Source organism: Streptomyces sp. NPDC032745 (assembly GCF_055579465.1).
Map to the genome: position 1 here is coordinate 169,551 of NZ_JBVING010000005.1, position 20,894 is coordinate 190,444.

Genomic DNA, 20,894 nt, shown 5'->3' on the forward strand with positions numbered 1-20,894 from the left:
GGGGAGGCCGCTCGGGCCGTGTCGTCAAGGTACCGTCCGGCCGACGGGGCCCGGCACGCGCGCTCGCCGCGACGCGTACGGGAGTGGGAACGGGAGTTACAGCACGCGCCGGGCGGTGTGCGGCAGCGAGAAGTACCCCGGGCGTCCCGAGTCGAGCGGGGCGCTCTCGGCTGCGTCCGTGTCGAGCGCGTACACCATGAGCGGGCTGCTGCCGCTGGGGCCCGTGGCGGTGGCGCGGAGCCGGTAGCGCTCGGTGCGGACGGCGTCGCGGGCGAGGGGGGCGCCGCCCTCGTAGAAGTGGGCCGGCTTGGCGTCGGTGGCCATGCGCAGGTCCACGGCGCGCCAGGTGCCGGTGGCCGGGTCGCGCCGTTCCAGTACGTACGGGGACGCGGGACCGGGCAGGTCGCCGGGCTCGCCGGCCAGGGGCTCCATCTGGAAGGCGATCAGCAGGTGCCGGTAGGCCTGGGAGTTGCCGTTGCGGACGGTGACCGTGAACTCCTGCGCGGGGCCGCCGCGGACCAGGTTCAGCCGGCCGCCCGCGGCGGCCGCGGTCAGGGACAGCCGGGTCGCGGGGGCGGGGGCCGCCGATGCGGTCGGCGTCTTCGCGGGCGTCGCCGGGGACGTGGGAGTGGAGGTGGGCGTGGGCGCGGGTGAGGACACGGCCGGGGTCGCCGACCCGGTCGCCGTCGGCGACGCCGAGCCCGAGGGCGAGGCGCCCGACGGCCGGGTGGGGGCGGCCGGGGTGTCCGGGTGACCGGAGCAGGCCGTCAGAACGGCCGACAGCGCCGCCAGTACCGCCGAGGCGATCAGCAGACGGGGTCTGACGTGCATGGGTGCCCTCCTACGGCTCCTGTGACGGCAGGACGGTAGCAAGGGCGGCCCGCCTGCACAGGGCCGCGGCGCATGACGCTTCGGTCACGGTTGTCCGGCCGGGCCGGAGCCGGAGTCCGGACCGGGCGCGGGAGCCCGGACCGGCGCCCCGGCCCGGCGCCGCGGACCCGTGCTCCCGCGCCCGGCAGTGGGCCGTCAGCCCTTGAACTCCGGCGTCCGGACCGGGGAGGCCTCGGCGAGGGCCTTCACCACGGCGTCGGTCCCCGCCCGCAGCCCGTACACGGGCGTGCCCGGCTGCTGGCGCCAGGAGTCCTCGAGGCCGCCCGCGTCGACGGAGTCGAAGCCGAGTTCGTCGATGAGCGCCCGGACGGTCTGCTTCACCGCCTCGTCGTCGCCGGCGATCGGGAGGGCCATCCGGTCCGGGTCCCCGGCCGGGCGGTGCCGGTCCAGGATGTCCTCGGCGTACGTTCCGTTGAAGGCCTTGACCACCGGGTGCCCGATGTGGCGCTCGCTCCAGCGGCTCTCGGTCAGGCCCTCGTCCTCGATCTCGGCGATGCGGCCGTCGCGCTGCTTCGGGTAGTAGTTCCCGGTCTCGATGACGACGAAGTCTTTCGCCGCCCCGTCGAAGAGCCCGGCGGGCAGCTCGGGCACGTTCTTCAGGGGGATGGTGACCACGACGACCTCGGCCCCGCGGGCCGCCTCCGCCACCGTGACCGGCGTGGCTCCCGTCTCCTTCGCGAGGTCGGACAGGGTCTCGGGGCCTCGGGAGTTCGCCACGGACACCTCGTGTCCGAGCGCGGTCAGGCGGCGCGTCAGGTTGCCGCCGATGTTGCCTGCTCCGATGATGCCGATCTTCATGAGCTCTCCAGTGCGTGCAGGGTGGTCGGGTGCTGCGTGGAGTCCGAACCACCGGCAGCCGCCGCGCATTCCGGGTAAGGGCCTCCCGTCTGCGGACCCCCCGTTCGAGTGGCCGGTTCCAGGCCATACGGAATCGGCCACGGATTTCAGCCACGCCGACCTGAAATCACCTTCGGTTGCCGCCCGATGACATCCGGACGGGGAAATTCGTTTACACCTGAACATTTCCATGAACCGGCGGTAACTTCATGAGGCTCCAGAGTGACGAAGGGAAAGAGAAACGCCGGAACGACCGGAAACAAGCCGACGACGACTCGACTTTCACAAGATCCCTTATGTAGGGTTTCATTCATTCGCCGCCCACGAGGGACGGCGAGCAGACGCGGCCGACCACCGCCCCTGTCCTGCTCGTTCGCGAAATATGTGACCCGACAACGAGGGACCATCATGCGGTTCCAGCTTTTGGGGCCGTTGAGTATTGCGCACGGCCCGGAAACCGTAGTTCTCAAACCGTCCAAACCCACCAGCCTTCTGGCGGCTCTTCTGTTGCACCCCGGAGTCGTGGTTTCGACCACCTATCTGCTCCGTGCGGTGTGGGACGAGGAACCGCCCGCCACCGCACGCGCCGCGTTGCAGACGTGCGTACTGCGGCTGCGCAGGCTATTCACGAAGTACGGCATATCCACGACCACCATCGAGGCCGTGCCCGGCGGATACCGGATGCACAACGACACCGAGACCCTCGATCTCGCACTCTTCCGCGCCCTGACGGCTCAGGCGCCGGCCGCCGCGGGCCCAGGCGAGGAGCTGTACCGCCTGCGCGGGGCACTGTCCCTGTGGCACGGGCCACCGCTGGCCAACGTGGCCTCGCGCATGCTCCAGCGCGACGCGGCGCCGGCGCTCGAACAGGAGCGGCTGCGCGTGCTGGAGCGGGTCTGCGATCTCGAACTGGCTGCCGGGAACTGCCATCAGGTACTGGTCGACCTGTACGAGAGCGCCCGCCGGCATCCGGTGCGCGAGCGGTTCACCGAGCAGCTGATCGAGGCCCTCTACCGCACCGGGCGCCAGGCGGAGGCCCTCGCCGAGTACCGCACCGTACGGGACCGGCTGCGCGACGAGCTCGGCGTGGACCCGGGTGCCGGGCTGCGCCGCCTGGAGCTGGCGATCCTGCGCTCCGAGGAGATCGGAGGATCCGGACCGGCAGGCGCACGGCCTGCCCCGGCGCGGGCGGCCGCCCCCGGGGCACCGCCGGCCGTGCCGGGAGGACAGGGAGTGCCGCCGCCGGCCGGGCCCGCGTCGGACAGCGGCTGGCGCGGTGTGCCCAGAACCCGTCCCGGACGTCCGGGCTTATCGCCCGTGCCCGGGTTCGCCGGACGGGAGACCGACCGTGCGGCCATTGCCGCACGCCTGGCCTCCGCCGAAGGGCCGCGGCTCGTCGTCGTCTCCGGCGCCCCCGGCATCGGGAAGTCGGCGCTGGCCCACCAGTGCGCGTACGAGGTGCGGGACGAGTTCCCCGGCGGGGTCTTCACCCTCGTGCTGACCCGGCCCGACGGCAGCCCCCTGGGCCTGGACGAAGCTCAGGAACTCCTGCCCGGCCCCGGCGAAGGCGGGCGCCGGCTCCTCGTCCTCGACGACGCGGCCGGCGCCGGACAGGTGCTGCCGCTGCTCCCCGCGGCCGAGGAGGCCTCCGTCCTGGTCACCAGCAGGCGGGGACTCGCGGCGGTCGTCGCCACGCACGGCGGCTCCGTGCACCGGCTGGACGTCCTCGGGCCCGCCGAGGCGTACGCCCTGCTCGCCGGGCTCGTCGGCGCCGACCGGATCGCCGCCGAGGCGGAGGCGGCCGCCGAACTCGCCGGGGTCTGCGGACACTTCCCGCTCGCCCTGCGGATCGCGGCCGGCCGGCTGCTGACCCGGCCCGGGCTGTCCGTGGCCGACTGCGCGGCCTGGCTCGCGGAGGACCCGCCCGCCCGGCTCGCCCTCGCCGAGGAACCACGGCTCTCCGTACCGGAGGTGTTCGGGCAGGCCGTCGGCGCGCTCGCACCGGGGCTGCGGGAGGCCTTCCTCCGGCTGGGCTCGCTCGGCCCGGAAGCCGCCCTCACCGAGGCCGGGACCGAGGCCGAGCTCGAACAGCTCGTGGACGCCGGGATGCTGGAGGACGGACCACCGGGCAAGCCGTACCGCCTCCACGCCTTCCTGCTCGTCTACGCGCGTTGGCTGGCTCCCGGACCGGCCCGCGCGGCAGCCCCCGTCGGGCGTTGACCTCCCCTGTCCGCCGCGCCTCCCCTTGCCTCGCCTCGCTCCGTTTCCCTCCGCCCGACCGCACCCAGGGGTGTCCCATGTCCCAAGCCAGCTATGAGACCGTCGCCGCGTCACGGCCCCGGATACGCCGGGACGTGCTGTTCACCGAGACGCCCGACGGTGTGCTGTTCCACAACTCCGACGGCGGTTTCCGGCTCACCGCCCGGTCTGCGTACCGGTTCGCCACGCTGATCGTCCCGCACCTCACGGGGGAGCACTCCGTCGCGGAACTCTGCCAGGGCCTCGGCGACGCCCAGCGTGCGATGGTCGGCGAACTCGTCAAGACGCTGTACGAACGGGACTTCGCCCGCTCCGTCCCGGACCCGGGGACCCCCGCCGGCCCGGTGCCCCCGCCGGACGTGGCGCGGCGGTTCGCGCCGCAGATCGCGTACGTGGACCACTACGCCGACGACGCCGAGGCCCGGTTCCTGCGCTTCCGCGACACCCGGGTCGCCGTCCTCGGCGAGGACTCCGTGGCCCTCTGGTGCGCCCTGAGCCTGGTCCGCAACGGCTGTGCGGTCGTCGGTGTGCTGCCCGGCACGGACCCGGACCTCGTCGAGAACGATGCGGCGCAGGCGCGCGCCGACGGCTGCCCGGTGGAGATACGCACCCTGGCCGCGGCCGGGGAGCCCTGCGGATGGGCGGAGCTGGACGGGTTCGACTTCGTCGTGGTCACCGGGGGCCGGGCGGCCCCCGCCCGGCTGCTCCCCCTGCTGCGGGCCGCCATACCCGAGGGCCGCACCCTGCTCCCGGCCTGGACGTACGGCTCCGACGCCGTCGTCGGCCCGCTGATGGTCTCGGGCACCGAGGGCTGCTGGGCCTGTGCGGCGCTGCGACTGGGCTCCGCCCGCTCCGGCTCCGGGGCCGCCGCCGACCTCTGGAGCACGCTGGCCCTGCCGGGCACCGGGGCCGTGCCCGCCGGTCCGCAGCCGGGCCGGCCGCTGGCCGCGATGATCGGCAATCTGCTCGGGTACGAGGTCTTCCGCGCGGCCACGGGCGCCCTGCCCGCGGAGACCTCCGGCCGGCTGGTCGTCCAGGACATGGAGTCGCTGGACGTCACCGCCGAGCCGCTGTTCCCGCACCCGCGCTGCCCGTTCTGCGCCGGGGACGGCCACGTCGACGCGGCCGGCGACCCGGTGGCCGTGCTGCCGGTCGACCTGGCCGCGGCCGGCGCCTCGGGCACCCCGGAGCTGCCGACGCTGGACACCGCACGCGAAGCGGACGCACTTGTCGAGGAGTTGAACCGGCGCTCCGCCATCGTCCGTCCGTTCGCCGGGGTGTTCACCCGCTTCGCCGACGAATCGCTCACGCAGATCCCGCTCAAGCTCGGGGTGGTCGAGCTGGGCATCGGCCATGACGGGCCGCGCACGATCGCCGCGTTCGACATCCACCACGTCGCGGGCGCCCGGATGCGCGCCCTGGACGCCGCTGCGCTGGTGTACGCCGAGCACGTCGTCCCGGCGCGCGGGCTCGTGACCGGCGGCTGCGTGGAGGCCCCGGCCGCACTCGCCGTCGCCTCCGGGCTGCCGGGCGGGGCCGCCGTCCACCAGCGGGCCGTCTCGCTCCTGACGAAGCAGCCCGCGTTCGTCCCGGCCGGCGCCGTCCGCCCCTTCGGACCGCACAACGCCGACCGGCTCTTCGAGCGGACCTGTGCGGGCGCCGGCGCGGGCCCGGCCCCCGCCGACGCGGCCGCGGCCGGGCTCCTCTCGGCCCTCGCGTACGACGCGCTGCTGCGCACCGTACGGGGCACCCCGGCGATCCCGGTGCCGCTGCCGGACCCGGACGGCCCGGACGCCGAACTCGGCTTCCTCGTACGGTCGGCGGAGCGGCTGGAGCTGCCGGTGGAGCTCCTCGACCTCGGCGAGGGCAGCCGGAGCGGGGTGACGGTGCTGCTCGCCCGCTCCGCCGAGCGCTGGGCGGTCGGCAGCGGCCTGGACCGGCGTACGGCGGCGCTGGCCGCGCTGCGGGAGCTCCTGGGCGCGGCCCAGTACGAGGGGGACCGGGCAGGCGGCGGCAGGCCGGCCGACACCGGCGATCCGCTGCTGCGCGATCTGGATCCCCGCGCCCTGGCGGTCTCCGGCCCGGGCCGGGCCGGAGAGGCCCTCGAGGCGCAGGGGTCCGTGGGCTGGCCGGAGGTGCTGGAGCGGCTGGGCGCCGCCGGGCGTGACGCGTACCTGGTCCCGACGGGTGCGCCCGAGCTGGCGTCCGCCGGGGTCCACACCGTACGGGTGCTGCTCACGGCGGTCCGGGAGCCCGGCGATGACGCGTAGCGGCCCCTCGCTGGTCCGGGCCGATCCCGCCGTACGGGACGTGCTCGGGGCCGGGGCGGCCGAGCGGTTCACGGCCCTGCTGGACCGGGCGCTGGACGCGCTCGGCGGGCCGCCGGTGGAGCTGTCGGTACTCGGGGCGGGCAACGCCTTCGCCGAGCCCGAGCCCGTGCCCGAGCCCCTCCCCGAGGCCGTGCCCGAGCCCGTGCCCGCCACGGAGACCGGTGGCGCCCTGCCCGTGCGGCTGTACGGCCGCCAGGCCGTGATCGGCCCGGTCCCGGCCCCCGGCACGGGTGGTCCGGGGTGTGCCCGGTGTCTGGAACGGCGCTGGCAGGCCGTACGGTCCGTGGCGCTGCGGGACGCCCTGGAGCTGGGCGGCGGCACCCGGGCGGCCGGCGAGTGGCCGCACGCCCACGCCTTCGCCGCCGACGCCCTCGCGGCACTGATCACAGGGGTCACGGGGGTCACGGGGGTCACAGCGGTCACGGGCGGCACAGTGGCCCACCGGCCGTTCCCCGAGGTCCGGTCGCTCGACCTCGACACCGGCGCGGTCCGGCGGTATCCGCTCGTGCCCGACCCCGAATGCCCGGTGTGCGCCGTGCCCGTCGCGGACGGGCCGCGCAGGCTCGAGCCGCTGCCGCCCGCACCGAAGTACCGGCCGGGGGCCTTCCGTACCCGGTCCGTGGAGTCGTACGCCCTCGACGTGGCGGCCTTCGCCAATCCGCTGTGCGGGGCGCTCGGTCCGTCGCTCGTCCAGGACATCTCCTCCACCTCCACCTCGGCGACCATCGGCTGCTTCTCGCTGCGCTCCGGCCCGTACCTGCGCGAGACGTTCTGGGGCGGCCACACGGACTCCTTCGACCGCAGCGCGCGCGTCGGGGTCCTGGAAGGGCTGGAGCGGTACGCGGGGATGCGCGCCCGGGCCCGGACGACCGGTGTCCGCGGCTCGCTCACGCAGTTCGGCGCGGACGCCGTGGACCCGCGCGAGGCCGGCCTGTACAGCGCGCGCTTCCACGAGGACAACCCGCGGGTGCGGCCGTTCGACCCCGACCGGGAGATCCCGTGGGTGTGGGGCTGGTCGCTGCGCGACCGGGTGCCGCGCCTGGTCCCCGAGGTGCTGACGTACTACCACGCACCCGGCCTGGAGAACCGTTTCGTACAGGAGAGCTCCAACGGCTGTGCCACCGGCGGCAGCCTGGCCGAGGCGGTCTACTTCGGGCTGATGGAGGTCGTCGAGCGGGACGCCTTCCTGCTCGCCTGGTACGGGCGACAGCCGCTGCCCGAGATCGACCCGGCGACCAGCGACCGCACTTCGACCCGTGTGATGGTCGACCGGCTCGCCCTGTACGGGTACCGCGCGCGGTTCTTCGACACGCGGATCAGCTTCCCCGTCCCGGTGGTGACCGCCGTCGCCGAGCGGTTCGACGGCGGGCCCGGCCGGATGTGCTTCGGGGCCGGCGCCGGGCTGGACCCGGAGTCGGCGCTGGACTCGGCGCTGTGCGAGATCGCGACGGACGCCGTGAACCTGCCCGGGCGCACCGAGCGGGACGAGGCCCGGCTGCGCGCCATGGCCGCCGACTTCGACCTGGTCACCGCACTCCACGACCATCCGCTGGTGTACGGGGTCCCGGAGATGGGCCGGCACGCGGACTTCCTGCTGCGCGGCCCGGCCCGGGAGCCGCTGCGGCCGGTCTCCGCCCTGCGCCCGCCCGAGACCTGGGGCGGCGGCGCCGCTGCCGGTGCGCCGGACGACGTACGCGAGGACCTGGCGCGGTGCGTCGGCGCGGTGGCCGCCGAGGGCTTCGACGTGGTGGTGGTCGACCAGACGCTGCCCGAGCAGCGGGTCCTGGGGCTGCACACCGTGAGCGTGCTGGTGCCCGGGCTGCTGCCGATCGACTTCGGCTGGTCGCGCCAGCGGGCGCTGGGCATGCCGCGGCTGCGGACCGCCCTGCGCGCGGCGGGGCTGCGCGAGCGCGACCTGGAGCCGGAGGACCTCAACCCGGCGCCGCACCCCTTCCCCTGACCGGCCGCCATCGCGTCCGTCCGACCCGACCGTAGGAGGACCTGTGGGCTACGCCCATGACTACGCCACCGCCATCATGCACCGCGGCCGGGTGCCGATGGAGCCCGTCGATTTCGTGCCGGACTGGGCCGACCGGCCGCGCAAGGCGAAGTTCCATCCAGGTGCCGAGACCCTGCCGCTGCCCGAGCCGGCGCCCGGGCCCTCGACCGGAGCGGCCCGGGGGTTCAGCCTGCCGCTGCTCTCCGGGATGCTGCAGGACTCGTACGGCCTGACCGGCCGCCGTCTCGGCGTCCAGGCCAATACGGACCTGGCTGCGCTGCCCCACTATCCGCAGGCCAACTGGTCCCGGGGCACCGCCTCCGGGGGCGGGCTGTATCCGGTCGCCGTCCACTGGGCTGCCGGTCCGGGCGGGCCGCTCGCCCCGGGCGTGTACCACTACGCGCCGCACCAGCACGGGCTGCGGCGGCTGCTGGCCGGTGATGTGACCGGTGACGTCCGCGACGCCCTGGGGGCCGACGCCCCGGCGAACGCTTCGGGCGCCTCCCAGTACCTGGTCCTGAGCGTCAAGTACTGGCAGAACTCCTTCAAGTACAACAGCTTCTCCTTCCACGCCGTGAGCATGGACGTGGGCACGGTGCTCCAGACCTGGCGGCTGTGGGCGCAGGCGCACGGGCTGCGGATCGATCCGGTGCTCTGGTTCGACGAGGAACGGCTCGCCCGCCTGCTGGGCGTGGACCACCGGGAGGAGGGGGTCTTCGCGGTCGTCCCGCTCGTGTGGGAGGGCGGCCGTCCGGACGTGGTCCCGAGCCTGGGCGGCCCGGCGCTCGCCACGGCCGCTCCCGCGGCCGTCCGCCACCGGGACTCCGAACGCTCCCGCCTCGTCCTGGCCTTCGAGACCCTGGACCGGATCCACCGGGCCACCCTCGGCCGCGCCACTGACCGCCCGGCGCCCGGTGCGCTCGACTCCGCCGCCGCGCATCCGCCACGCGGTACGGAGCCGCTGCCGCTGCCCGCACCCGCCGCCGCACCGGTGGGTGTCCCCGCGGCGCTGCGGGCCCGGCGCAGCAGCTTCGGCCGGTTCGACGCGAGCCGTCCCGTCGGCGCGGAGCAACTGGCCGCCGTACTGGCCGACTGTGCCGCCACGGCCGTCGGCAGCGAGGCCGAGCGGCCCGACGGGCCGCGGCTGACCTCGCTGTACGTCTTCGTCAACCACGTCGGGGGAGTCGCGCCCGGCGGGTACGCCTACGATCCGGCGGCCCGCACCCTGCGCCTGGTGGTACCGGGCCCGCCCGGCCCGTTCCTGCAGCGCAGCTACTTCCTCTCCAACTACAACCTGGAGCAGGCGGGCGCCGTGATCGTGCCGACGGTGCGGACCACGGCCGTGCTCGACGCGGTGGGCGACCGCGGCTACCGGCTCGTGGGCGCTGCCATCGGCGCGGTCGCGCAGACCTTCTACACGACCGCCGCGGCCCACGGGCTCGGGGCGGGCGTGGCGCTCGGCTTCGACACCGTCAGCCACGTCGAGGAGCTGGGCCTGACCGGCACCGACGAGGCGCCGCTGCTGATCATGCTGCTCGGCCACGAGCGGCCGCAGCCCGCCGACTTCCGCCATGAGATCGCCTGATCCCGACCGCGCCCCCACCGACGACAGAACCAGGACGATCAGGATGAACACCACCACCGAATGGCAGGCGGGCGACCGCTTCATGCTGCGCGTGGCCGGCCTGCCCCTCGCCGCCGTCGATGCGCTGCGCTGCCCGGACACGAGCCGCTGGGCGGCCGACGTGCTCTCCGCCGAGGAAGCGCTGCGCGCGGACGCCGAGCTGCTGAGCGAGGCGCTGCACAAGGCGGTCGGCGCGACCGACCCCGGACCGGGCGGCCCGGGCGCGGCCCGGCGCCGCGCACTGCTGCGGCTGCGGCGCCAGATCCACAACGGGAAGCTGCCCGCCGACCCCGACGCGGCCGTACGGGAGGTCTCCGACGTCGACGGCGTCGCGGCCGGGCACCTCGCGGCCTGGGTGCTGCGGCGGCGCCGGCTGGATGCGCTGCTGGCCGAGGGAGCCGGGCTGCTCGGCGGGGATCTCGGGCGGGGCCGCGCCGCACTGCGCGGGCTGCTGGGGGACGACCGGCTGCGGATGGGCCTGTTGCTGGCCTCGCCGGTACTCGAAGCGCAGCTCGACGCGTACGCGCGGGCCACCGGGGTGCCGGGCGGCCGGGCCCGCAAGGCGGAGCGCTCGGTGCTGTCGTACGTCTACCGCACGGCCTGCAAGACGAGCCCGTTCAGCACCTTCACCGCGGTGGCCACGGGCCGGTTCACCCCGGACGCCGCGCCCGGGGACGGCATCCGGGCCGCGGACCGGTGGACCAGTCATGTCCGGCTGAACGTCGTGGTGCTGGTCCGGCTCGCCGAGCTGATCCTCGCCGACCCGGTCCGGCGGCGGGACCTGCCGCTGCGCCCGGCCTCCGGCTGGGGGCGCGAAGACGACCGGATCCGCTACGTCCGCCGCTCCGTAACGGCGGGCGACGACGCGGCGGCAGTCACCTTCGACGCCGTCAAGGACCGGCTGTTCTTCCTGCGCCGCAGCGGCACCCTGGACCGGCTGCTCGCCCTGTTCGCGGAGCAGCCCGAACTGCGCCACCACGAGCTGGCCGACTGGCTGGCGGCCGAGCACGGGGCGGCGCCCGCCGACTGCGAGGCGTACATCGGCGCGCTGCTCCAGCTCGGCATGGTGCGGGTGCCCTGCCTGGACACCGAGGTGCACGACGGGGACCCGCTGCGCGCGTTCCGGCGGTCGCTGGCCGCCCTGCAGCGGCCCTGGGCGGATGCCCTCGCCGCGCTGCTCGACGGGCCCGCCGCCGTACTGGAGCGCTATCCGGCGGCCGGGTCCGGCGAACGGGCAGAGCTGCTGCGCGAGTTGCGCTGCGGCCTGCACCTGGTGCAGGCCGAACTCGGCGCCCCCGACGCCGTACTGCCGCAGACGCTGCTGTACGAGGACGTGAGCGCGGGCCGGGAGCTGCCCTGCCCGGAGCCCGCCTGGGCGGCGGCGGGCGGCCGCGGCGGGGCGCTGCGCTCCGTCGAGCGGATCCTGCCGGCCTTCGACCTCACGCTGGCCCAGCGGATCACCTTCGAGGGGTTCTTCACCGCCCGCTACGGCTCGGGGGGCCGCTGCGAGGACCTGCTGGGCCTGGTCCACGACTTCCACGAGGACTTCTTCGACCAGTACCTGTCGTTCACCGCCCGCCGTACGCCCTTCGACGCGCGCGGGGAGTACGTGCCCGAGGAGAACTGGCTCGCCCTGCCGGGCATCCGGGCCCTGGACGAGGCGCGGCGGGCCTTCGTCGCCCGGATGCGGGCGGCCTGGTCGGCGTACGGGGAGCACGGCGAGGGCGAACTCCGCCTCGGCCAGGACGACATGGAGGCGGTGGCACGGGAACTCGAGCCGGTGCTGTCCGGGTTCGCGCCGCGCTGCCACCATCTCCAGCTGGCCCGCGATCCCGCCACCGGGGAGCGGCTGACCGTGCTGAACCGCTCGTACGGCGGGCTGTCCTTCCCCTTCAGCCGCTTCACGCACGTGGACGAGGACGGTCCGGGGCTGGCCGAGGGGCTGCGGGCGACCGCCGCCGGGGTCACCCCGCCGGGCGCGGTGTTCGCCGAGGTCACCGGCGGCCCGGTGACCACGAATCTCAATCTGCACGCCCCGCTGACCGACTACGAGATCGTCTGCCCGGGCGAGAGCGGCACCCTGCCCCAGGACCGCAGGCTGCACCTCGACGACCTGTACGCCGAACACGTGCCGGACACCGGCCGGGTGGTGCTGCGTTCGCACCGGCTCGGCCGCGAGGTGATCCCGGTGTACCTCGGCTATCTCGTCCCGCTCGCGCTGCCGGCGATCCCGCGGACCCTGCTGCTGCTCTCCCCGTCCTCGATGTCACCGCTGGACGTGTGGGCGGGTGTGCCGGAGGGCGCCGCGCACGGCGGGGTGCGCACCCGGCCGCGCGTGGTGCACGGGGACGTCGTGCTGAGCCGGCGCAGCTGGACCACCACGGCCGGAGAGCTGCCGGTGCAGGGCGCGCAGGAAGCCGGGCACTTCCTGGACTGGCAGCGCTGGCGGCGGGGGCACGGACTGCCGGAGCGGGTGTTCGCGACCGTCTCCGCCGGGCCGTCGGCGCTGGGGGCCAAGCCGCAGTACGTCGACTTCGCCAGTCTGCTCTCACTCGCGGCGTTCGAGTCGCTGCTGCGCGAGCCCGGCCACCGGGTGGTGTTCCGCGAGATGCTCCCGGACCCCGGCGGGCTGCACACGTACTCCGAGCGCGGCGCCCACGTCGCCGAGCTCGCCGTCGAGACCTTCACGACCCTCACCCGACGCCCGGAAGGCGGATCCCGATGTCAGAGCTGACCGAGGAGCTCGGTGCGTGGCAGGCCGTGCACATCTTCTACGCCGCCAACCCGACGCCCCTGCTGGTGCAGTGCGTGCGCCCGTTGATCGCCGGCCTGTCGCAGGACGGCCTGCTCGCCGGGCACTTCTTCATCAACTACTGGCTGGAGGGGCCGCACGTACGGCTGCGCCTGCGGCCTGCGAGACCGGAGGCGGCGCCGGAGGTGCGCCGCCGCACGGAGGAGGCCGTCGCCGCCTTCCTCAAGGCCCGGCCCGCGCTCTACGAGGTCGACTCCGGGTTCCTCAACGAGTTCTACAACACCCTGTTCGACATCGAGTTCCCGGACGGCGACCGGGCCGCGTTCATGGGCCCCGACGGCCGGATGAACCTGCGGCCCAACAACAGCCACGCGTACGAGCCGTACGAGCCCGAGTACGGCAAGTACGGGGGCCCGGCCGGAGTCGAGCTCGCCGAATGGCATTTCGCGCACTCCAGCGATCTCGTCCTGGACGCGCTGAGCGGGATGAACCTGCACCTGCGGACCGTGCTGCTGGGCACCTCGGCGCAGCTGATGATGGTGATGGCGGGGGTGTTCCTGCCCGACCGGGAGGAGCTCGGCGGCTACCTCGACCGCTACTACGAGTTCTGGCACCGGGCGTTCCCCGGCACCGGGTTCATCGGCTCGGCGGAGTACGACCGTACGTACGAGCAGACCGGGCCCGGGATCGCCCGGCGGTTCGCCGCCGTGCGCGAGGCGCTCGCCGCCGGGGAGACCGGCCGGCTCCCCGGCTTCCTGGCCGGGTGGGCGGAGCACTGCCGGGAGCTGCGTGCGCGGGCCGAGGAGCTGGCCGAGGCCGGGGAGCTGGTCTTCCGCTCCTGGGACGGCACGCGCGACGAGCGGGTGACCGATCCGGCGGTGGCCCTGCCGCTGCTGCTCTCCCCGTACCTGCACATGACCAACAACCGGCTGCACGTGACGATCCGGGACGAGGCCTATCTCGCGCATCTGCTCGGCCGGGTGCTGCGGGAGGACGCCCGCGGCGCCGAGGCGGTCCGTCCGTGAGCACCCCCGCGGAACTGCTGGAGCTCCGGCCGGCGCTGCGCCCCGGCATCCTGCTGTCCCCGCCGCTGCTCAACGGGCCGGCCGTGGTCCACCTGGTCAAGGACCCGGTGTCCGGGGCCTCGTTCGAGATCGGCCCGAAGGAGTTCTTCCTCGTCTCGCGCCTCGACGGCACCCGTACGCTCGCGCAGATCGGCGTGGCGTACGGGGAGGCCTTCGGCCGCCGGCTCGGCGAGCGGAACTGGCAGCAGCTGCTGGCCCTGCTCGGGGCCCGGAGGCTGCTCGCGGGCGGTCCGCCGCCCGCCGAAGCGCAGGCCGCGGGCAGCCCGCAGCGCACCGGAAACCTGCTGCGCGGCACGCTGCGGCTGGTCGCGGACGCCGATGCGACGACGGCCCGGCTGCACCGGTTCCTGCGGCCGACGCTGCACCCGGCGGTGCTGGGTCTGCTGCTCGTGGTCTGTCTGACGATGGAGGGGGTGCTCGCCGCCTCGGCCGGTGAACTCGTCCGCGATCTCCGGTGGCTGGCCACGCATCCGGTGCCGCTGCTGGCCGTGGCCACGCTGCTGTGGCTGAGTACGGTGCTGCACGAGTTCGCGCACGGGATCGCCGCCCGCCATGCCGGCGGGACCGTCGGCGAGATCGGGCTGCGCTGGCGGCTGCCCGTGGCGATCATGTACTGCACCGTCGACAACTACCGCTATCTGCGCCGGCGCCGGGACCAACTGGCCGTCGCCGGGGCCGGGGCCTTCGCCAACCTGCTCTTCCTGCTGCCGTTCTTCGGCTGGTGGACGGCCCTGGCGCCGGGCGACCCCACCGGCAGGGTGCTCGGCGCGCTGCTGCTGCTCGGCAGCGCCCAGGCCCTGGTCAACCTCGTCCCGCTGCCGCCGCTGGACGGCTACACGATGCTCGGCCACGCGCTGCGCGTGACCCGGCTGGCGCCCGCCGGCTCCGCCTACCTGCGGCTGCGGCTGCGCGACCGGGCCGCCGCGGCCGCCTACCCCGTGCGGGCGCGCCGGATCTACCTGGGCTACGCCATCGGCTCGGCCGTCGTCGTCCTGCTGGCCGCCTGCGCGCTGACGGCCGCCGTCTGGTACGCGGTCGCCGCCACCTCCTCCTCTCCTTCCTGAGCCCGACATCCGCGACAACACCGAGGGAATGCACCGCCCATGACGACCGACAGCACCCAGCCCCCCGACTCCTCGGCCATCGCCGTCCGGGACGTACGCAAACGCTACGGCGACCGCCAGGCCGTGGACGGGGTCTCCCTCGACGTCCTGCGCGGCGAGTTCTTCGGCCTGCTCGGCCCCAACGGCGCGGGCAAGACCACCCTCATCGAGATCATGGAGGGTCTGCGGCAGGCAGATTCCGGCTCGGTGCGCGTACTGGGCCACAGCCCCTGGCCGCGCAACACGGAGCTGCTGCCCCGGATGGGCGTGCAGACCCAGGCCTCGGCCTTCTTCGTACGCCAGACCGCGCGCGAGCACCTCGCCACCGTCGCCGGGCTGTACCGCACCGAACCGGCGGCCGCGGACCGCACTCTGGAGACCGTCGGGCTGACCGGGCAACGCGACGTGCTCGTCGAGAACCTCTCCGGCGGACAGCGCCAGCGCCTGGCCATCGCCTCGGCGCTGGTCCACGGCCCCGAGCTGATCTTCCTGGACGAACCGACCGCCGCCCTGGACCCGCAGGCCCGCCGCGATCTGTGGGAGGTGCTGCGCGTCCTCAAGAGCGAGGGCCGCACGATCGTCTACACCACCCACCACCTCGACGAGGCCGAGGCCCTGTGCGACCGGGTGGCCATACTCGTCGACGGCAAGGTCGCCGCGCTGGACTCCCCGCACCGGCTGGTCACCGCCGCCGGCGCACCCTCGCGGCTGCTGCTGCCGGTCGGCCGGATCGAACTCGCGCAGGCGCGGACCCTGCCCGGGGTGGACCGGGCGAGCCTCCAGGGCGGCTCGCTGGTCCTGGAGACCGCCGCGCCCGGCAAGGTGCTCCAGGCCGTCGACGCGCTCACCGGGCTCGACGGGGTGCTGACCCGTACGGCCACGCTGGAAGACGTCTACCTCGAACTCACCGGCCACGCCCACCCCGTACACCCCGCACACCCCCACCCCACGGAGTCCCAGGCATGAGCGCGTACACGGCCCTGACGGCCGCCGGCTACCGGGCGCAGGTCCGGGACAAGGCCACCCTCTTCTTCACGTTCGCCTTCCCCCTCCTCTTCCTCGTCGTCTTCGGCCTGATCTTCAGCGGCCAGGACGTGGAGGAGAGCGGCCGCCCCTACATCTCGTACATCGCGCCCGGCGTGATGTCGTGGGGTGTCGCCAACGCCGCCGTCTTCGGGATCGCGTTCACGCTGATGCAGTGGCGGCGCGACGACCTGCTCAGGCTGATCCGGCTGACCCCGACCCCGCTGACCACCGTGCTGGCCTCGCGGTACGTGCTGGCGCTGGTCGTCGGCGTCGTGCAGGCCGCGGTGTTCGTGGCCGTCGCCATGCTCCCCGGGTTCGGGCTGGAGCTCGACGGACGCTGGCCGCTGGTACTGCCCGCGCTGGCCCTCGGGATCACGGCGTTCATGGCGATCGGCGTCATCGTCGGCACGTACGCGAACACGCCCGAGGCGGTCGCCGCGATCGCCAACTGCATGATGGTGCCGATGGCGTTCCTGTCCGGCTCCTTCCTGCCGCTCGACATGATGCCGTCCTGGCTCCGATCGGTCTCCCGCGTCCTGCCGCTGCGCTACCTCAACGACGCCGCGACCGGCGCGCTCACGGGATCGGGCTCGCTCGGGACGATCGGCACCGGCTGCGCGGCCCTGGCCGGCTTCGCCCTGCTGTTCGGTGCGATCGGGCTCAAGACCTTCCGCTGGAGCAACCGGACATGACGGCGACGCTCCCGGATTCCCGCCGCTCCGGCGCCCCGGACGGCTCCGCCCTGGAGGCGGCCCGGCGCGAACTGGCCGGGGCACTGGCCGGACTCGGCGCGGACGTGGTCACCCTGGGCGTGCACGACGCGCTCGGACCGCGCGCCGCCGACCCGTTCGCGGCGGTGCGCCAGGCCGCCACCGTCCACCTCAGCGCCCGGGCCGTACTGATCGGCCCCTGGGGCGGGGACGGCTCCGCCCCGGCCTGCGGCCGATGCCTGGCGATGCGCTGGCAGCGGCTGCGCAGCCGCAGCGAGCGCGACGCGCTGGAGACCGGCAGCGGGCCGGTCACCCCCGTGTCCGCGCGGTGGCCGCTGCTCCCGCCCGCCCTGCGGGACGCGGCGTACGCGCTGCACGAGGCGGTGTTCGGCGGGTACGCCACCGCCCCCGGCCCGGCAGCGGCCGACCGGGCGCTGCCCCAGGTCTCCCGGCTGGACCTGGAGACCCTCCAGGTCCGTACGTATCCGCTGGCCGCCGACCCCCTGTGCCCGGACTGCGGGCCGCGCGGCTCCGACGCCCCCGCGCCGTTCACGCCCGCCTCCCGGCCCAAGCCCGACCCGGGCGCGCAGCGGCTGCGCGCGGCCGCCTCGTACCCCGTGCCGTACACGGCGCTGGCCAATCCGGTGACCGGGGTCCTCGGCGGCGGCACCTGGAGCGACATCACCTCGCCCACCACCGCGCCCGTCGCGGGCAGCGTCTTCATGCGCGGCTACGCGGGCCTCACCGACGTCACCTGGAGCGGGCAGGCCAACAGCTTCACCGCCAGCCGCGACCTGGCTTTCCTCGAAGGGCTGGAGCGGTACGCCGGCACGCACCGCCGCACCGGCGGCTCGCTGCTCACCGCCTCGTACGCCGAGCTGGGCGACCGGGCGCTGAACCCGGCCGAGTGCGGCTTCTACGCTCGCGAGACCTACCGCGACGATCCGCTGGTGTCGCCGTTCGATCCTGAGCGGCCGATCCCGTGGGTGTACGGGCATTCGCTGCGCGACGACCGGCCGGTGCTGGTCCCGGCGCGGCTGGTGTACTACAGCGCGGGGCTGGCGGCCGACAACTTCGTCTTCGAGTGCTCCAACGGCTGCGCGATCGGCAGCTGCACGGAGGAGGCGGTGCTGGGTGCGCTGCTCGAACTGATCGAGCGGGACGCCTTCCTGCTCGCCTGGTACGCGGGGCTGTCGCTGACCGAGATCGACCTGGCCTCGGTGCCGGGTCCGGCGGTCCGGAAGATGGCGGACCGGGCGGCGCTCCAGGGGTACGAGGTCCACGCGTTCGACAACCGGATCGATCTGGCGGTGCCCGTGGTGACCGGGCTCGCCGTGCGCCGGGACGGCGGCCCCGGGCTGTTCGCGTTCGGAGCGGGCGCGGCGCTCGATCCGGTGGCCGCCGTGGAGGCCGCGCTCTCCGAGGTCCTCACGTACATCCCGCACCTGCCGCGGCAGGTCGCGGAGCGCCGGGGCGAACTGGAAGCGATGGCGGGCGACTTCGGCCTGGTGCGGCACCTCAAGGACCACGCCCAGCTGTACGGGCTGCCCCGGATGGCCCCGTACGTACGGCCCTACACCCAGCCGGCGGCCGTCCGGCCGATGGACGCGCTGTACCGGTCGTGGCCGCACCGGTCGAAAAGCTCCGGCGGCCGGCCGGCCACCGGCGATCTCCGCGACGATCTCCTGTGCTGTGTACGGGAGTTGACGGGGGCGGGGCACGATGTGATCGTCGTCGACCAGACCACCCCCGAGCAGCTGCGGATCGGGCTGCGGACGGTGTGCGCGGTGGTGCCGGGACTGCTGCCGATCGACTTCGGGTGGTCGCGGCAGCGGGCTCCGTACCTGCCGCGGCTGCGGACGGCGCCGCGCCGGGCGGGGCTGCGGCAGACGGATCTGACGGAGGCGGAGATCCGGATGGTCCCGCATCCGTTCCCCTGACGCCGCTCGCCTCCTGCGACCGGTGCCCCGGCCCGCGCGCTGCGCGGGCCGGGGCACCGGTGTGCGTGCGGTCCGACCCGGGGTCAGGCGCTGCAGGAGGTCGTGCTGGTGGTCGAGGAACAGGTCGATGTCGAGCTGCAGCTCGTGGAACCGGCGAGCACGACCTCGCTGGCGTCCGAGTAGTCGGAGATCTCGAAGGTCTCGGACTCGAGCTCGAGGATCTCGTCGGCGAGCGAGGCGAGGGGCGACTTCTCCATGATGGCTCCTTCGGTCGGTGCGGCCACGTGGTGACGGGCCTTGCGTGTTGCCCCTCCATCAGAGCCGGTCGCGCCGTCACCTCACCCCCCGGACCGCTGGCACCCCGCTGACAGGAAGTGTCAGCGCCCTGACGCCTGCGCCCCGCAGGCCCTGTCCGACCATGGGGCCATGCTCTCCGCTCTCATCAGGCCGCTGACCACCCTCTACCTGGAACTGCACCGGGATCCGGAGCTGTCGGGCGAGGAACGGCGCACCGCGGGGCGCTTCGCCGACGCGCTCGAGGCCGAGGGGTACGCGATGACGCGCGGGATCGGCGGGCACGGAGTCGCCGGGGTGCTGCGCAACGGCGACGGGCCGACGGTGCTGCTGCGCGCCGAGCTGGACGCCCTGCCGGTCCGCGAGAGGACCGGGCTGCCGTACGCGAGCGAGGGCGGGGCGGCGCACGCCTGCGGGCACGATCTGCATCTGGCGGCGGCGGCCGGGACCGCCGCCCTGCTGGCCCGGGAGCCGAGCGCCTGGCAAGGCACGGTCGTGGTGGTCGGGCAGCCGGCCGAGGAGACCTTGGAGGGCGCACGGGCGATGCTGTCGGACGGGCTGTACGAGCGGGTCGGACGGCCCGACGCCGTCCTGGCCCAGCACGCGGCTCCGCTGCCGGCCGGGATGGTCGCACACGGGTACGGGCCGATGACGGCCGGGAGCGTCACCTTCCGCATCGTGGTGCACGGCCGCGGCGGGCACGCCGGAGCCCCGCATCTGAGCGTGGACCCGGTGGTGACGGCGGCCCATGTGGTGACCCGGCTCCAGACGGTGGTGGCCCGCGAGGCGGCGCCGTCGGAGCAGGTGGCCGTCACGGTCGGCTCGTTCCGGGCGGGCGAGCGCGCGAACGTCGTGCCCGACCGGGCCGAGCTGGGCGTCACCGTACGGGCGGCCGGCGAGGCCGCACTGACGCGGGCGGCGGACGCCGTGGAGCGGATCGTGCGCGCCGAGTGCGCCGCCTCGGACTGCCCCCGGGAGCCGGAGGTCGTCCGGGTCGGGTCCTCGCCCGTCACCCATCCCGACCCGGAGACCACCGCGGCCGTACGGGCAGCGCACGGGGCCGAGTTCGGCGCGGAGCGGGTGGCCATGTGGCCGCCCTCCCTGGCCACGGAGGACTTCGGGCTGTTCGGCGACGCGGGCCGGGCGCTGCACGGGGTGCAGGGCGTGCGCCTGGCGTACTGGATGCTGGGGGTGATCGGCCCGGCGGCCTGGGCGGCGGCGCCGGGCGCGACGGCGGCGGAGAAGCTGGCCGTCCTGCCGGCCAACCATGCGCCGGATTTCGCGCCGGACGTGCGCACGGCGCTCCCGGCGGGCGTGCGGGCCCTGCGGGCGGCGGCGCTGGCCTGTCTGGGTTCGCCCCGATAGGCGGCTGTACGCCATCTGCGTCGCATTCAGGCCATTTCGCACGTTCCGAGAACCGTCCGCCGGAGTGGCGGCGTCGATGGGTTCAGCTACTCGGCACATCGGCAAACCGGCTGACCGGCACGGCGAAAGGTCCGAACGATGTTCAAGCTTCCGGCCAAGCGCACCGCTTCCCTGGCCCTCGCGGCCACCGCCGCACTCTCTCTCGCCTTCGTCTCCAGCGCCTCCGCGACCGGCGCCGCCGCCGCGCTGCAGGACGGCCGGGCTGCCGCCGCCGCGGCGCCGTCCGTGTCCGGCAGCCCGGAGGGCGCGTTCTCCCGGATCGCCACCTTCTACGGCGCGTACATCGACGCGGTGTACGACGGGGACGGCACCCGCGCGAAGCAGCTGCGGGCCGCCTACCTCTCCGTACCGCTCCAGCGCGAGCTGGAGAAGTGGGAGGAGACCAACCACGCGGACGGCGTCCTGCACGCCCAGAACGTGCCGCTGGAGTGGAAGGTCACCTACGTCGACAGCGGCATGGGCAAGACCAATGCCACCGTCACCCTGACCTGGAGCGGCAGTGACACCACCCGGCTCCACGTCCAGGCCGATCTGAAGACCCGGAAGATCCTCGCCATCAAGGACTGACGACGCTGCGGACATGCGGGTGGGGACCACCGCCGGCGGCCCCCACCCGATC

15 protein-coding genes are annotated in these 20,894 nt (G+C 74.7%); 12 read left to right on the forward strand and 3 right to left on the reverse strand.

Features of this window, described 5'->3' with window-relative positions; genetic code table 11:
• Window positions 1–96: 96 nt before the first annotated feature.
• Together ACZ5WG_RS14835 and ACZ5WG_RS14840 are read right to left on the reverse strand one after the other, a co-directional pair.
• On the reverse strand, window positions 97–831 hold the full coding sequence (locus ACZ5WG_RS14835; protein ID WP_468723247.1) for a hypothetical protein: 735 nt from the start codon (window positions 829–831) through the stop codon (window positions 97–99).
• 195 nt (window positions 832–1,026) lie between these two features.
• Window positions 1,027–1,920, reverse strand: coding sequence for an NADPH-dependent F420 reductase (locus ACZ5WG_RS14840; RefSeq protein ID WP_468723249.1), 894 nt, complete (start codon window positions 1,918–1,920; stop codon window positions 1,027–1,029).
• Between the two features lie 216 nt (window positions 1,921–2,136).
• On the opposite strand from ACZ5WG_RS14840, the gene ACZ5WG_RS14845 reads away from it, so the two are divergent.
• The 10 genes from ACZ5WG_RS14845 to ACZ5WG_RS14890 all read left to right on the forward strand — a co-directional run bounded on the left by ACZ5WG_RS14845 (window position 2,137) and on the right by ACZ5WG_RS14890 (window position 18,556).
• The gene (locus ACZ5WG_RS14845) at window positions 2,137–3,948 is read left to right on the forward strand and encodes an AfsR/SARP family transcriptional regulator (protein ID WP_468723251.1); all 1,812 of its coding nucleotides are present in this window, start codon (window positions 2,137–2,139) and stop codon (window positions 3,946–3,948) included.
• Window positions 3,949–4,025: 77 nt separating this feature from the next.
• Window positions 4,026–6,257 carry a TOMM precursor leader peptide-binding protein gene (locus ACZ5WG_RS14850; protein ID WP_468723253.1) on the forward strand — a complete coding sequence of 744 codons (2,232 nt, stop codon included), beginning with the start codon at window positions 4,026–4,028 and terminating at the stop codon, window positions 6,255–6,257.
• Complete coding sequence (locus ACZ5WG_RS14855; protein ID WP_468723254.1) at window positions 6,247–8,277, forward strand: TOMM precursor leader peptide-binding protein; 2,031 nt, start codon at window positions 6,247–6,249, stop codon at window positions 8,275–8,277. Before ACZ5WG_RS14850 ends, ACZ5WG_RS14855 begins: the two co-directional genes overlap by 11 nt.
• A 43-nt stretch (window positions 8,278–8,320) precedes the next feature.
• Window positions 8,321–9,901, forward strand: coding sequence for a SagB family peptide dehydrogenase (locus tag ACZ5WG_RS14860; protein ID WP_468723256.1), 1,581 nt, complete (start codon window positions 8,321–8,323; stop codon window positions 9,899–9,901).
• A gap of 43 nt (window positions 9,902–9,944) precedes the next feature.
• On the forward strand, window positions 9,945–12,674 hold the full coding sequence (locus ACZ5WG_RS14865) for a lantibiotic dehydratase (protein WP_468723258.1): 2,730 nt from the start codon (window positions 9,945–9,947) through the stop codon (window positions 12,672–12,674).
• Window positions 12,662–13,717 (forward strand): lantibiotic dehydratase C-terminal domain-containing protein, encoded by a 1,056-nt coding sequence (locus tag ACZ5WG_RS14870; protein ID WP_468723259.1) that lies wholly within the window; start codon window positions 12,662–12,664, stop codon window positions 13,715–13,717. Before ACZ5WG_RS14865 ends, ACZ5WG_RS14870 begins: the two co-directional genes overlap by 13 nt.
• Window positions 13,714–14,841 (forward strand): metalloprotease, encoded by a 1,128-nt coding sequence (locus tag ACZ5WG_RS14875; RefSeq protein ID WP_468723260.1) that lies wholly within the window; start codon window positions 13,714–13,716, stop codon window positions 14,839–14,841. Before ACZ5WG_RS14870 ends, ACZ5WG_RS14875 begins: the two co-directional genes overlap by 4 nt.
• 39 nt (window positions 14,842–14,880) lie before the next feature.
• Window positions 14,881–15,846, forward strand: coding sequence for an ABC transporter ATP-binding protein (locus tag ACZ5WG_RS14880; RefSeq protein ID WP_468723261.1), 966 nt, complete (start codon window positions 14,881–14,883; stop codon window positions 15,844–15,846).
• Window positions 15,843–16,598: an ABC transporter permease gene (locus tag ACZ5WG_RS14885; protein WP_468723262.1), complete on the forward strand. Its 756-nt coding sequence runs from the start codon at window positions 15,843–15,845 to the stop codon at window positions 16,596–16,598. The genes ACZ5WG_RS14880 and ACZ5WG_RS14885 overlap by 4 nt, the downstream gene beginning before the upstream one ends.
• Window positions 16,595–18,556 carry a TOMM precursor leader peptide-binding protein gene (locus tag ACZ5WG_RS14890; protein WP_468723263.1) on the forward strand — a complete coding sequence of 654 codons (1,962 nt, stop codon included), beginning with the start codon at window positions 16,595–16,597 and terminating at the stop codon, window positions 18,554–18,556. Before ACZ5WG_RS14885 ends, ACZ5WG_RS14890 begins: the two co-directional genes overlap by 4 nt.
• An 83-nt stretch (window positions 18,557–18,639) precedes the next feature.
• On the opposite strand, the gene ACZ5WG_RS14895 is transcribed toward ACZ5WG_RS14890, so the two are convergent.
• On the reverse strand, window positions 18,640–18,813 hold the full coding sequence (locus ACZ5WG_RS14895) for a thiazolylpeptide-type bacteriocin (RefSeq protein WP_007268044.1): 174 nt from the start codon (window positions 18,811–18,813) through the stop codon (window positions 18,640–18,642).
• A 169-nt stretch (window positions 18,814–18,982) separates the two neighbouring features.
• Here ACZ5WG_RS14895 and ACZ5WG_RS14900 point away from each other — a divergent pair, with 169 nt between their 5' ends.
• Both ACZ5WG_RS14900 and ACZ5WG_RS14905 read left to right on the forward strand, forming a co-directional pair.
• Window positions 18,983–20,215, forward strand: a complete 1,233-nt coding sequence (locus ACZ5WG_RS14900) for an amidohydrolase (protein ID WP_468723265.1) — start codon at window positions 18,983–18,985, stop codon at window positions 20,213–20,215.
• A gap of 138 nt (window positions 20,216–20,353) precedes the next feature.
• Complete coding sequence (locus ACZ5WG_RS14905) at window positions 20,354–20,842, forward strand: hypothetical protein (RefSeq protein ID WP_468723266.1); 489 nt, start codon at window positions 20,354–20,356, stop codon at window positions 20,840–20,842.
• Window positions 20,843–20,894: the final 52 nt, after the last annotated feature.